Source organism: Paenibacillus sp. GSMTC-2017, from assembly GCF_016019935.1.
GTDB lineage: Bacteria > Bacillota > Bacilli > Paenibacillales > Paenibacillaceae > Pristimantibacillus.
The window spans coordinates 819,357-832,320 of the sequence record NZ_JAECMT010000003.1 but is presented as its reverse complement, the minus strand read 5'-3'; the positions used below and the strand labels follow the sequence as shown (position 1 = coordinate 832,320).

At 41.0% G+C, this 12,964-nt stretch carries 13 protein-coding genes; all 13 read right to left on the bottom strand.

The window, feature by feature from the left end; all coding sequences use genetic code 11:
- Nucleotides 1-21: 21 nt before the first annotated feature.
- Entirely contained in the window at nucleotides 22-1,533 is a 1,512-nt protein-coding gene (locus tag I6N90_RS15805; RefSeq protein WP_197936550.1) for a sensor histidine kinase, read from the bottom strand.
- A gap of 3 nt (nucleotides 1,534-1,536) precedes the next feature.
- On the bottom strand, nucleotides 1,537-2,229 hold the full coding sequence (locus tag I6N90_RS15800) for a response regulator transcription factor (protein WP_197936549.1): 693 nt from the start codon (nucleotides 2,227-2,229) through the stop codon (nucleotides 1,537-1,539).
- Nucleotides 2,230-2,313: 84 nt separating this feature from the next.
- Nucleotides 2,314-3,864 (bottom strand): S1C family serine protease, encoded by a 1,551-nt coding sequence (locus I6N90_RS15795; protein ID WP_197936548.1) that lies wholly within the window; start codon nucleotides 3,862-3,864, stop codon nucleotides 2,314-2,316.
- Nucleotides 3,865-4,037: 173 nt separating this feature from the next.
- The gene (locus I6N90_RS15790) at nucleotides 4,038-4,451 is read right to left on the bottom strand and encodes a YugN family protein (RefSeq protein ID WP_197936547.1); all 414 of its coding nucleotides are present in this window, start codon (nucleotides 4,449-4,451) and stop codon (nucleotides 4,038-4,040) included.
- Between the two features lie 68 nt (nucleotides 4,452-4,519).
- Nucleotides 4,520-5,185, bottom strand: coding sequence for a response regulator (locus tag I6N90_RS15785; protein ID WP_197936546.1), 666 nt, complete (start codon nucleotides 5,183-5,185; stop codon nucleotides 4,520-4,522).
- Nucleotides 5,182-6,171: a sensor histidine kinase gene (locus I6N90_RS15780; protein ID WP_332262462.1), complete on the bottom strand. Its 990-nt coding sequence runs from the start codon at nucleotides 6,169-6,171 to the stop codon at nucleotides 5,182-5,184. The genes I6N90_RS15785 and I6N90_RS15780 overlap by 4 nt, the downstream gene beginning before the upstream one ends.
- Before the next feature lie 52 nt (nucleotides 6,172-6,223).
- On the bottom strand, nucleotides 6,224-7,240 hold the full coding sequence (gene liaF, locus I6N90_RS15775) for a cell wall-active antibiotics response protein LiaF (protein ID WP_197936544.1): 1,017 nt from the start codon (nucleotides 7,238-7,240) through the stop codon (nucleotides 6,224-6,226).
- Nucleotides 7,241-7,458: 218 nt separating this feature from the next.
- A complete protein-coding gene (locus tag I6N90_RS15770; protein WP_197936543.1) occupies nucleotides 7,459-7,629 on the bottom strand; it encodes a hypothetical protein in 171 nt (56 codons plus the stop codon).
- Nucleotides 7,630-7,688: 59 nt separating this feature from the next.
- On the bottom strand, nucleotides 7,689-8,234 hold the full coding sequence (locus tag I6N90_RS15765; RefSeq protein ID WP_197936542.1) for a 3D domain-containing protein: 546 nt from the start codon (nucleotides 8,232-8,234) through the stop codon (nucleotides 7,689-7,691).
- A 69-nt stretch (nucleotides 8,235-8,303) separates the two neighbouring features.
- Nucleotides 8,304-10,238 carry a threonine--tRNA ligase gene (thrS, locus tag I6N90_RS15760; RefSeq protein ID WP_197936541.1) on the bottom strand — a complete coding sequence of 645 codons (1,935 nt, stop codon included), beginning with the start codon at nucleotides 10,236-10,238 and terminating at the stop codon, nucleotides 8,304-8,306.
- A gap of 207 nt (nucleotides 10,239-10,445) precedes the next feature.
- On the bottom strand, nucleotides 10,446-10,577 hold the full coding sequence (locus I6N90_RS25105; protein WP_269669512.1) for a hypothetical protein: 132 nt from the start codon (nucleotides 10,575-10,577) through the stop codon (nucleotides 10,446-10,448).
- Nucleotides 10,578-10,648: 71 nt separating this feature from the next.
- A complete protein-coding gene (locus I6N90_RS15755) occupies nucleotides 10,649-11,584 on the bottom strand; it encodes a putative sporulation protein YtxC (protein ID WP_197936540.1) in 936 nt (311 codons plus the stop codon).
- A gap of 174 nt (nucleotides 11,585-11,758) precedes the next feature.
- Nucleotides 11,759-12,895 carry a cyclic dehypoxanthinyl futalosine synthase gene (gene mqnC, locus I6N90_RS15750; protein ID WP_197936539.1) on the bottom strand — a complete coding sequence of 379 codons (1,137 nt, stop codon included), beginning with the start codon at nucleotides 12,893-12,895 and terminating at the stop codon, nucleotides 11,759-11,761.
- Between the last annotated feature and the right edge of the window lie 69 nt (nucleotides 12,896-12,964).

The following is a 12,964-nucleotide window of genomic DNA, read 5'->3' as shown; positions in this document are numbered from 1 at the left end:
AACGCTCTGCTTCGGGACGTTTTATCCCTCTACTAAGTCTGTTTCTTTTATTATAGTCGAATCTCTGCTCTCAGAAAAGTCTATTGGAAGCCATATGATGAATGTTGTCCCTTCATTCTCCCCTGTTACTACCTCAACGGAACCTTTATGCTCATCCAATATCCATTTGGCAATCGATAATCCAAGTCCAGTGCCGACAGTAACACCACGTGATTCATCCGCTCTGTAGAAGCGGTCAAAGATACGTGGAATCTCATCTTGATTCATACCAATGCCGGTATCTTGAATTCTCCAACCGATATAATCGTCTTTACGAACTGAACTTAACTCCACATAGCCGTCTGGTGTATATTTAAATGCATTTTCAATAAAAATAAATAACAATTGCTGCAAATAATTATAGTTTCCGTGTACCTTAAAACCTTTCAACAATTCCAAATCACCTACACGCCACTCAGCAGTACGCGGCAATAACATTGCTCTTCGTACAACTTCCTCGGTCAAAGGCAACAATTCAAGCTGCTCCTTTTCCACTCTATGTCCTGCATCAGCGCGAGCAAGAGCTAGAAGATCACCGACTAAACTAGTCATTCGTTTCGCTTCAGCAGAAATATCCGACATCGCTTCGTTCGACAGATTCCAATGCTCCGCATTTAACAGTAACGCAGCCTCGGTTCCTTCAGCAGAATGATGGGATTGTTGCGCTCTACTCCACATTTTCTCAAGCAAATCAATATTGCCACGTATGGTTGTAAGCGGCGTACGAAGCTCGTGCGAAGCATCGGAAACGAATCTTCTTTGAGCCATATAAGCTTCATCAAGTTCATTATATGCTTTCTCTAGTCTAGAGAGCATGGAATTAAGTGTATCTACGAGCAGACTAATCTCGTCCTTCGGTCCTGCTGAAGGAATACGAACACTAAGATCAGAACCTTTCTCTATTTGCTGAGTTGCCCGAATAACTCTCCCAATAGGGCGTAATGCTTGTTTTGCAATGATCATACCAATTGTAAAGGCTATAAGCACAACGACCAACGATGAGAAAATGAGTGAAGTCCGAAGACCGCTGAGAAATTTTTCTTCGTTGTACGCAATTGCACCGACTTGTAATAGACCAACAAGCTCGTTATTAATCGTTATTGGTCGCTGATATGTGACCATCGTATAACTTGACTTACCTATACGAATTGGGAACTCTACAAATTCAGATTGTGGATTTGCAGCTGCTTCCGGATAAGGAATAACGGTATTTTGCTCTTTCAAATTACTCGACTGGCGAATGACACCTTCTTTGTAATTAATGAGTTGAACGTACATATCTTTATCTTCGATTCGCCGATCCAAATCAAGTTTGAGCGTATTGAAAGTAAACCTGCCACTTATACCGAGATTATCACTTTGTCCCTTCACTTGCTCTCGAAGATCATCAAACGTATTCCAACTTAAAAAAGAATACACAATAACTCCAAATACGAGCAGCGTCACCGCAAGAAGTCCCGAATACCATAATGTTAGGCGAAGCCGAATAGACATCCCTTATCCCGCCTCTCCCCTTAACACATAACCTGTTCCACGAACCGTTTGAATAATTCTTTTCCCACCGCCATCTTCAATCTTCTGACGAAGCATTGCGATGTATACTTCAAGCACATTTGATTCTCCACTAAAGTCGTAACCCCATATTTTTTCCATAATTGCGTCTCTCGTCAACACCCGGCGTGGATTGTTCATAAAGAGGAGCAATAAATCATATTCCTTGCTTGTTAGTTCAATGCGCCGACCAAACCGAATTGCTTCTCGTGCATCCATATCAAGGACCAAATCATCGAACATTAATTGATTACTTGAATCTTCAAGCTTGTCCGACTTTCTACGGAGCAGCGCTCTTACTCTTGCAAGTAACTCCTCCAGTGCAAATGGTTTTACTAAATAATCATCAGCACCTAGATCAAGTCCCTTTACTCGATCAATGACATCATCCTTAGCAGTAAGCATCATAACTGGAACCGAACTACCACTCTCTCTTACACGACGACAAACTTCCCAGCCATCGATATGAGGCATCATTACATCTAAGATGAGCAAATCCGGCTCTATATGCAATAATGCCTTCAAACCTTCTGCACCGTTAGATGCAGTTGTCACTTCATATCCCTCAAAAGCTAAGCTGCGACGCAGCATAGAAATAATTTTTTCATCATCATCTACGATTACGATATGTGATCTCATCAGAATCCCCCTTATTACTGAAAAAAAAAGCACAGAGTCATTAAGCTCTGCGCTTTTTTGTAAGCTAGCCCTTAGTGACTCAGCCTATTCTAGTCCAAACACATTTCTGTCACCAATCTCGACTACAAGATTCATCTCTTTGCCTTGACGGATAATATTAAATTCAACTTTGTCTCCGACTTTTCGTGATTGAATTTCTTTTATCAGTTCTTCTCTTGTAGCTATCTTCTTACCTTCTATACCAAGAATTACATCATACGTTCTCATATCAGCTAAATAAGCTGGCGAATTTAAATATACATTTTTGACAATTGAGCCTTCAGCTTTAGCGAGACCAAGCTCTTTAGCAAACTCATCAGTCATATTAAATAGTTCAGCACCGATAAATGGAGCAGGCGGCTTTGGAACTTCAGTGTTCGTTTTCAAATTTTCAAGTACTTCTTGAATTGTACTTGTCGGAATTGCAAATCCAATACCTTGTGCTTGTGCGCTTACTGCCGTATTCATACCGATAACTTCGCCATTAAGATTAAGCAATGGACCACCCGAGTTTCCGGGGTTAATAGAAGCATCTGTTTGAAGCAAATGTTTGTAGTTTCGTTCACCATTTGCATCTTGGATGTCAATCGGACGTTCTTTCGCACTCAGTACTCCTACTGTGATCGTATGATCGAAACCGTATGGATTACCGATTGCAACAACCCAATCGCCGATGTTAATTTTATCAGAATCACCAAGTGGAAGTGTTGGGAATTCTTTTTCTCCTTTAATTTTCACTACAGCTAAGTCGAGTTCATAGATGGAACCTAACAACTCTCCTTTAAACGGCTTATCGTACCCTTGCACCGTAATTTTTATTTCTGCTGCATCACCAATAACGTGCTGGTTCGTAAGGATGTACCCTTCTTTATCAAAGAAAAACCCTGTTCCCGCTCCAACCTGTTGCATTTGACCACCTTGTTCTTGCGGAGGTGTTGTTCCTTCAGGCTCTCTGTTTCCGAAAAATTGACGGAAGAAAGGATCATCCAAAATACTGCCGCCACCACCCTGTGATTGCGCATTTACGTAAGTTTCAATTTTTACTACTGCGGGACTTGCTGTTTGGAAAAGCTTATCAATATTATCTGGACGACCCGCAGCTGTATTTGTTGAGCCTTTGTTAACAGACTCTGCAGCTGTAGCACCAGAACCATTTGAACCAGATTTGGATGTTTCCACTACACCATTTGATGTAAACCAGTTTCTTACATCGGCTGTATACATCAAACCTCCAACTACTAACATACCTGCAAGGAAAGAGAGGAACACGGACTTAAATGATGTGCCCCGTTTCTCCTTCACTTTCCATCCATTATTTCCAGCTGTATGTGTAGCTGTAAATGGACGAAGCTGAGGTTGCTGTTGAGTGGATTCCGCCCCATACATCGTGTTAGTAGAAGAATCTAAAGTCATATTATTTTCTTGGCGGTATGGTGTAACCGAAGGTTCATTCGTTTTTGGTCCATAGGCATAATAATAAGAAGATTTAGTTTCATTCTCTTTTACTCTATCAGATTCATTCATATCCTCTGAACGCTTTGGGTTATCTGGATTAAAAAAATCGTCGTACCCCTTCTTATTGTTTTGATCATCCATATACATTCTCCTCCAATCAGCTTGCTGATCCTTATTACTTAGAAACAATTAAATTATTTATTAGTTCTATCATGCACATTCTACCTTAAAACAAACTGAAAAGAAATTTAATCTTAAATAAAAAAACTCTCCAGCCACTCATGGAGAGTTTACTCAGATAGCTATCAAAGCGTTCAATTTGGGATTGATGTCTCCAATTGTCGTATCATTTCTTTTCCACGATTCACCCAATGCTGCTCAATATCTGCATCTGGATTTACAGGAGACTGAAACTGATCGAATGCTGCAGCAACCACCCTTACCGATGCTTCAGGATCATTGCCTTCATTGTAAAGATGCTTTAATACATACGGTTCTTCGAATCGTATATGCGCATTATTTTCTGTGAGCTCACTATCAATTGTCCCCTCCGTTACCTCGAAAGGAATTCTTAGCCACACTTTATTCTCTTTATCTAACGCCCGGTCGAATGAACCCCGATTGTAGTCCCAATTACCACCAAGAGTGAACCCATTATTTTCGAGCCATTGCTTTGCTTCCGTAAACGTTTTTTGCTTTCCATCGATAATTGATGAGACGGGGATCATGCATGAATACCTCCTACTACTAGCTTTTCTTATCTGCTATGGGGTATTATGTCCGCTTGTAATCCCTCTTATGTGCGATTTGCCCAACCTTTGCGATGTGCTAGAACAGCTAGCTGAGTACGATCTTCGAGCTCACATTTCATTAGCAAATTACTAACATGCGTTTTTACCGTCTTAATACTAATATGAAGTTCTTCTGCAATTTCCTTATTTGACTGCCCGTCAGCAATGAGAAGCAACACTTCTTTCTCGCGCTCCGTTAACCCTTCGTCACCCGACTGTGCAGTACGTTGTCTTAGTCCTCTAGTTAGCGCTTGAGACACATCCGTCGTCATTACCGGCATTCCTTTAAATGCTCCATTTATTGCATAAATAAGTTCTTCTGCAGACACTGTTTTCAGTACGTAACTAACTGCTCCTGCTTCTATGGCCGAATATACTTTATCATCTTCTAAAAAACTCGTTAGCATTACAATTTTGGTAGCAGGAAAATTAGCAATAATAGCTCTAGTCGTTTCAATACCATCCATCTCGGGCATCATCAGGTCCATAAGAATAATATCAGGCCGATCTTCCACGGCGCTCTTATTCATCCATTTCAACGCATGATTACCATTGCTTGCCTCTGCAATCACTTCAAATTTCGGCTCCAACATCAAATAGGTGCGCAAACCAATTCTAACCATATCATGATCATCAACAATCATTATTTTAATTGTACTTTGTTCACTCATCGATTCTGCTCTCCCCGAGATATCTTTGGTATCGTTACTTTCACTCTCGTCCCACTACCCACTTTACTTACAATATCGGCTCTTCCGCCTAACTTTTGAGCTCGCTCTTGCATCGTTGACAAACCGTAAGAACCTGCTTTGACAGCATCTACCTTGAAGCCGCTTCCATCATCAGCAAGCATCATAATAACCTGTCTCTCATTGTCCGTTAACGTTAGTGTACAACTGACCGCATTTGCATGTTTGACCACATTAGCCATTGCCTCTTGCACGATTAAAAATAGTTGATGTTCCTTCGCTTCACTAAGCTGTTCAGTAAGTCGCCATTCAAGCATTCCTTGCAAATTGTTTTGCCTACAATAATCAGGAAACCATTTATCTAGCGCTTCTTGAAGCGTTCTACCTTCAAGCTCCATCGGTCTAAGCTGAGAAATAAAATTTCTCATTTGCTTCTGCGCCAGATTAGACATTTGAATGAGCTGGTCCAAAACAGACAACGCACGCTCTTGATCAACCTGCTGTAATTTAGGGAGCGATGATGCACACATATGAATCGCAAACAGCTGTTGACTGACCGTATCATGTAAATCACGTGCTAATCGCTTTCGTTCCTCTAATACAGCAGCCTCGTTGGAAGCAGATTCTTGAAGCACCTTCTCTTCGCCTAAAAGTTGAAGCAATTGCATCTTCTCTTCCATCTGCTCTGCAAGCTCGTTAAATTCTCTATAAATAGGTACAAAAGAATGATGCCCTTCGTCCGCTATTCGCACCTGAAAGTTTCCGTTAACAGCTTGTTTGAGCGACAAATGAAGCGCGTCTAATCGTCCTCCAAAACGTTGTGCTGCCCAATAACCAAAAGCACCACTCACTAGAAGGACGACTACTCCTGACCACAACTTAAGCTCCAGTAAACCTACATGATCCGTCATCATATACCATAATAGGAATGCGAGTAATACCGAAACCGTGGAAGCAATCACGAACATACTGATTAGCTCCCACTTTCCACTCCGCAAGAAACGCACCATCATCGTACTGTTAACCTACCTTCGTCACACGCGTATCGCCGATAAAAGTGCTGACGACCAGCTTGATCTTTTTTTCTGAATCCGAATATCTCGGGGACTGCAACGTTACGCTTGTAAATAGGCCGCCTTCCTTCTGTCCTAATATTTTCACGTCACCGATAAAGGCACTCGATACAACTTTAATGCCAATATCATAGTCATTAGGCACATAAACTTTAACATCACCTATAAATGATGATATATTTATTTTCGTCTCGCCAAATGGGATTTGCGCCTTCGTTAGATCAAGGACGGTGTCACCTATAAAATGAGAGATATTAAGCGGCTTAAGTTCCCAATGATCATGCCCCATATGAATATCTCCAATAAAGTTGGAGCGGTTCATTACATTAGGATCACCCGAACTCCAATATTCCACATGCTCTTTGTTGCTTTCATGCCATTGATTGTGAGATTTGCGTTTCTTTGGTTTAATGTGTTCATGATGCATTGTCTCGTCATATGAGTTGCTACTCTTAAATTGTTGCGAGCTTCCCAAATCATCCTTTGTCTCATCTTTAACTTCTTCAGGGAAATGACTTAATCCCGTTGGATCTGGATGAAGTGGAGGGGCAGGTGGAATATCAGCCTCATCTGTATATGGACGATAAGATTTCCAGTCATCTGATGGTGGTGTCTGTGGTTTCGATTTAGGTCTCCATATCATTCGAAGTCCAACAAATATAATGATGAATGGAATCAAATAAGGAATAACATCCCCAATTGACCATGTGAACCACTCAAGATTATTACCCAAAAATATAAAGCCGATTAGGATCATAACCGCAGCCCACCAAGTGGAACTGAAGTTACAACGACTCGAAATAAACTGAGACGCCCCAAAATATATTAGAATACACGGCCAGAACATTGAGAAAATTTCGCCTATCCCTATTGAGATATAACCAAGCTGTCTTAGCAGAAAAATAACGCCAACCGTAATAATGACAAGCCCAGTAAATAACCTGCTTGCAAAATTCCCTCCCATAGTGCACAACTCCTTATTCATAATCCATGGTTATAACGCTAGTATACAGAAAATCTAGCTTGCACATAAGGGGCGGTCGATTGAGCTATATCTCAGTCTCTAGACGGAGGGGATGAGATATATTACCAATTATTTTTCTTCGTAAATCATTTTTAGACAAAAATAAAGAGAAGCCCGAAGGCTTCTCTTTTGTTTTGTCACTATTGTTTTGTTTAATGTTACTGTTGGTTTTGGTTGTTTTGGTTGTTCTGAGCCGCTTGGTTTACCTTTTGATTTGCAGCTTGGTTGTTCGCTGCTTTTGCTGAGTTTAATTCTTCAGCGAATTCAGCATTAAAATTATTGTTATTGTTATTGTTCTGTGCAGCTTTGTTATTTTTGTTATTAGCCATTGTATTCACCTCCCCGTTCACCATTAGTATGGCAAGTATCGTTATTCTTATTCAGTGGTTTATGATTCCAAATACGACTGTGGAATTGGCTTGCCAACCTCGATTGCTCGGTTAATATCGTTAAGCCAAGCTTGTGTCAACTTACCATTGCCACGTCTCAGTACTTGAACATTTACCGTCTTCTTACCCCATTGCTGGTATACTTCTTTAATGGTTTTAAAGTAAAGATCTATTCGGTTACCTTTTATAGCTGAGCCTGTATCCGCGACAACTCCATAACCATAACCCGGAATAAAAAGCAGCGTACCTATTGGAAAAACTTTAGGATCAGCCGCAATTGTCGACACTTGATCCCGTCTAACTTTGACACCTGAAAAGGTAATTCCGTAACCAGGATGACCTGGTCGTTTCCCGGTTGATTCCACTCCTGCCGTATATCCAGTAGCAAGAACTTCCACTTGCTGTGGAGCCGGCTTTTTCTCTAGCTGCTTACTGTCAGTTTTAGCTTCAGCCATGCTAAGCATTGGAGGTGTCCATAACAAAGCAACAGCTGCCATCAAACCTATAATCCATGTTCTCGTGTAAAGAAAAAAGCTTGTAACCATGTGAGCAAACTCCTCCTCAGAAGAATAATGCCCCAATGATTCAAGCTTTATGCGAAATACGTGCTTATACTACTCTTTGTCTTCTATTTGTTTCTTGATCAAGTCGATTAGTTCAGCGTTTGGTATAGCGCCGATATCGCCTTCGCCGCGCTTCCGAACGGAAACAGCTCCTGCTTGCATTTCATTCTCGCCTACAACAAGCATGTAAGGCACTTTCTCAAGTTGTGCTTCGCGAATTTTATAGCCAAGCTTCTCGTTACGAAGATCGCTTTCTACACGAATTCCCGCTTCTTGCAGCGTTTCACTTACTTGACGTGCATAAGCTTCATAAACCGTTGATACAGGAATAACTTTCGCTTGAACTGGTGACAACCAAAGCGGAAGCGCTCCTGCAAAGTTTTCAAGTAAGAAGGCAGTCATACGTTCCATCGTACTAATAATACCCCGATGGATAACGACTGGACGATGTTTCTTGCCGTCCTCGCCTACATATTCAAGTTCAAAACGCTCAGGAAGCAAGAAATCAAGCTGAGCAGTAGATAATGTTTCTTCTTTACCAAGAGCTGTTTTAATTTGAACGTCAAGTTTAGGACCGTAGAATGCTGCTTCACCTTCTGCTTCGAAGAATGGCAATTCAAGTTCTTCAACAACTTCACGAAGCATACGTTGAGACATTTCCCACATCTCATCATTTTGGAAATACTTTTCAGTATCCTTAGGATCACGATATGACAGACGGAAGCGATAATCCTTAATTCCGAAATCCTCATAAACTTTGCGGATCAAATTAACAACGCGTGCAAATTCTTCTTTAATCTGATCTGGACGACAGAATATATGAGCGTCATTGAGCGTCATTGCACGAACGCGGTGTAAACCAGTAAGCGCACCTGACATTTCGTATCTATGCATTGTGCCAAGTTCAGCAATACGAACAGGCAAGTCACGATAGCTTCTCATATCGCTTTTGAACACCATCATATGATGCGGGCAGTTCATCGGACGAAGAACAAGTTCTTCGTTGTCCATAATCATTTTCGGGAACATATCATCGCTGTAGTGCTCCCAGTGACCTGAAGTTTTGTATAGCTCAACGTTAGCAAGCACTGGTGTATATACGTGGTCATAGCCAAGGCGTTCTTCTAGATCCACGATATAACGTTCCATCGTTCTACGAAGTTTCGAGCCATTCGGCAACCAAAGCGGCAGCCCTTGACCAACTTCACGTGAGAAAGTAAACATTTTCAGTTCGCGGCCTAGTTTACGGTGATCACGTTTTTTTGCTTCCTCTAGGAAATGTAGATGCTCATCTAACTGAGCTTTTTTTGGAAATGCCGTTCCGTAAATACGTTGAAGCATCTTGTTTTTGGAATCGCCTCTCCAATAAGCTCCAGCAACGCTTAGTAGTTTAAAGGATTTAATCTTACCTGTTGAAGGAAGATGTGGTCCACGACATAAATCGAAAAATTCACCTTGATCATAAAGAGTAATGACAGAGTCTTCAGGAAGATCACGAATCAATTCTAACTTAAGGTTATCATCTAGCTCAGTAAAAATAGCAAGTGCTTCATCGCGAGTTGCTACACGGCGACGAATATTTAAGTTTTCATTCGTAATTTTAGTCATTTCTTTTTCGATTGCAGTCAAATCTTCCGGTGTGAGCGATTGCTCCATATCAATATCATAATAGAAGCCATCCTCAATAACAGGACCGATACCTAGTTTTACGTTGCTATCGCCGTAAATACGTTTAATCGCTTGCGCGAGCAAATGCGCTGTACTATGACGATAAACTTCAAGGCCATCAGCCGAATCAACTGTTACAATCTCAATAGCTGCATCAGCTTCGATTGGCGTGTATACATCAACGACTTTACCGTCAATTTTTCCGGCTATCGCATTTTTTTTCAGTCCAGAACTAATGGAGCCTGCTACATCCTCAATTGTTGTTCCAGCCGCATACTCTCTAACTGCACCATCTGGAAAAGTTACTTTAACATTCATTTCCTTCATCCTCCCGTTCTTCTCTTACAAGCGATGTCGCAAAAAACGCACAAAAAAAGCACGCATCCCGCAAAAGGGACGAGTGCTTATCGCCTCGTGGTTCCACCCTACTTCAACTGTGCGGTTCAATGTATAACCGGCATAACAGTCCTCGTAATTATCTGATAACGGAGAATTCCGGTACAGCTTACAACCGCCACAGGCTACTTAAAGCAATGTAGGTGGGTTCAACTGTACAGCTACAAAAGGGGTACATTCGTATACATCATGGAAGGAAATTTCAGCCAAGTTTCCTCTCTCTGCTCCAAATGCTTCTAACGAACACATGTCTTTTGTCATTGCTGTTTAAAACTATATGCTGATTATTATAGACGTATTTGACTAAACAGGTCAAGAGTACAATTGTATATTTAAGGCTGAACCCATTCATCTAAAGTACTAGTACAAGCCGAACATTGCACACAAACTTTAACACGCCCATCAAATATCGTTTCAATCGTACGAATGACACTTAACTCTGGATGTCGCGTATGAACCGTTATTTGCTTCGGGGATAAGGAGATAAGCGAACTTATGACCATATCTTCGATATTCATTTCCGTTTCCAACATCTCCGCTACAATGCGATCTGCTGGCGGCTTAGGTTCAATCAGATGGAAACTTTCGTTGTAAATTGTAAAGTCATGTCCGCCTTTATGGAGCAAATGTACAAAAGGCACCTTTGTTTCTTGAAGCTGAACAAAATATTTGAGCAGAGAAATAAACTCCTGATATTGTTTGTCTAACACATATTCATCCAGAGCGTATTCTACAATTTCAGTTAGCTCATTGCGATAAGACAATAAGCGGAATGTAATAAATCCGTCTATATTTAACTCAGTTTCTTCTGCCAAATATTTCTCGAGCTCATCAGAAATTTTATTTTTCCTTCTGTTTCGATCCCCTTCATGAAACTTATTACCTAACCCATCCCATTCCTTTCCATTGAGCAATTCATAACAATATCTTTCGATGACTGACACATCCATGGACGGATTGTTTCGATACTTTTTCTTAATAATGACGGATAACATTTTAGACTCCAATTCACTAATTACGTATTCAGCGATTGCACTTGCAGCTGATCTATAAAGAAGTGGGCCATCTGTATTTAGCCTAAACTGGGGTAATTGTGCTTCACAGCGAATATGTTGAGACTGGAGAATGTGATATTTAACACCTGCCGCAACTAATTTCGATCCATCAGCCATATGTAAATCAACGTCTGCTTGCTCAGTCAGCAACATACGTAGTTTGTTTATTGATCCTTGAAGGTTATCTGGTAAAGATACTGTAAACAAGTCCATGTGCTCACCCCTTTCTTCCGTTACAGTATATGGCCTAAAGTCGACGTATATACAAAGAAGAGTTTGACATCCAGCACTTGGACATGGGAATGGTTGGTTATATTTTTTTCGGGAAAATAAAAAAACGAGCAGCTAAGGGAATCCCCCTTAACTACTCGTAAATAAATAAATGACCTAATTTTGCATAACGAAATCAAGATCCGCTTTTTCCAATTCATTATATACACGCAATATATTATATTTCGTATCACGCTGTGCAGGAATTTTTCCAACTTCACGAATAAGTTCAAGAATAAGTTCGATGTTTACTTTATGAGTAGTACCCGCAGCGGATACAACATTTTCTTCAATCATAGTACTTCCGAAATCATTACAGCCATAAGATAGCGAAAGTTTGCCCATCTCTGGACCCATCGTTACCCAAGAGGATTGGAAGTTCTTAATGTTGTCGAGCATAATTCGGCTAGCTGCTACAATTCGCAAATATTCTTCTGGTTTTGCCTTCTCAAGCTTAAGATTCGTATTGTCAGGCTGGAACGGCCACGAAATGAAAGCCTTGAAACCTTCCGTCGGATAACCATTCGCTTTCACTTTATCTTGCTCATCTCGAATACGCAGCATATGAAGTGCACGCTCTTCCACCGTCTCGCCAAGCCCATAAACCATAGTTGCTGTCGTGTTCATGCCATGACGATGAGCGGAGTTCATGACATCCATCCAATCCGTCCATGATCCCTTCATCCGGCTAATCTTACGCCTTGTACGATCATCCAATATTTCTGCGCCGCCGCCAGGCAACGAATCAAGACCTGCTGCATGCAACTGGGAAATAACTTCGTCTAGTGATAAGCCGTTTGAAACAACCTTCATCTTTTGAATCTCAGCAGGTGAGAATGAATGCATCGTTATACTTGGGAATCTCGCTTTAATTTTTTTCAGTAGATCCAAATAATAAGTAAACGGTAGGTCAGGATTTGTACCACCCTGCATCAATATTTCTGTACCGCCAACATTGACCGTTTCTTGAATCTTATTCAAAATGACTTCGTCATCCAGTACATAACCTTCTTTGGATCCAGGTGCTCGGTAAAATGCGCAGAAACGACAATATACGTCGCACACATTTGTATAGTTGACGTTACGTCCTACAACAAAGGTTGTAATTGGCTCTCGGTGAAACTTCATCATAATCTGATTAGCTGTATGACCCATCTTCTCAATCTGATCGGATGCTAGCAGTTCCATACCTTCTTCTAACTCTATACGCTCGCCTCTTAAGGCTTTATCCAATATTCGGTCTATCGAGCTCATTCGCAAGACCTCCTTAACTTTGTTCTCGAATTAATTGCAATACTTAATCCTAACATAGATCATTCTGAC

What these genes read in the sequence shown, in the direction of transcription:
- I6N90_RS15805 (WP_197936550.1), bottom strand. Translation starts at nt 1,533, where the DNA reads ATGTCTATTCGGCTTCGCCTAACATTATGGTATTCGGGACTTCTTGCG.
- I6N90_RS15800 (WP_197936549.1), bottom strand. Translation starts at nt 2,229, where the DNA reads ATGAGATCACATATCGTAATCGTAGATGATGATGAAAAAATTATTTCT.
- I6N90_RS15795 (WP_197936548.1), bottom strand. Translation starts at nt 3,864, where the DNA reads ATGGATGATCAAAACAATAAGAAGGGGTACGACGATTTTTTTAATCCA.
- I6N90_RS15790 (WP_197936547.1), bottom strand. Translation starts at nt 4,451, where the DNA reads ATGATCCCCGTCTCATCAATTATCGATGGAAAGCAAAAAACGTTTACG.
- I6N90_RS15785 (WP_197936546.1), bottom strand. Translation starts at nt 5,185, where the DNA reads ATGAGTGAACAAAGTACAATTAAAATAATGATTGTTGATGATCATGAT.
- I6N90_RS15780 (WP_332262462.1), bottom strand. Translation starts at nt 6,171, where the DNA reads ATGTTCGTGATTGCTTCCACGGTTTCGGTATTACTCGCATTCCTATTA.
- liaF (WP_197936544.1), bottom strand. Translation starts at nt 7,240, where the DNA reads ATGGGAGGGAATTTTGCAAGCAGGTTATTTACTGGGCTTGTCATTATT.
- I6N90_RS15770 (WP_197936543.1), bottom strand. Translation starts at nt 7,629, where the DNA reads ATGGCTAATAACAAAAATAACAAAGCTGCACAGAACAATAACAATAAC.
- I6N90_RS15765 (WP_197936542.1), bottom strand. Translation starts at nt 8,234, where the DNA reads ATGGTTACAAGCTTTTTTCTTTACACGAGAACATGGATTATAGGTTTG.
- thrS (WP_197936541.1), bottom strand. Translation starts at nt 10,238, where the DNA reads ATGAATGTTAAAGTAACTTTTCCAGATGGTGCAGTTAGAGAGTATGCG.
- I6N90_RS25105 (WP_269669512.1), bottom strand. Translation starts at nt 10,577, where the DNA reads ATGACAAAAGACATGTGTTCGTTAGAAGCATTTGGAGCAGAGAGAGGA.
- I6N90_RS15755 (WP_197936540.1), bottom strand. Translation starts at nt 11,584, where the DNA reads ATGGACTTGTTTACAGTATCTTTACCAGATAACCTTCAAGGATCAATA.
- mqnC (WP_197936539.1), bottom strand. Translation starts at nt 12,895, where the DNA reads ATGAGCTCGATAGACCGAATATTGGATAAAGCCTTAAGAGGCGAGCGT.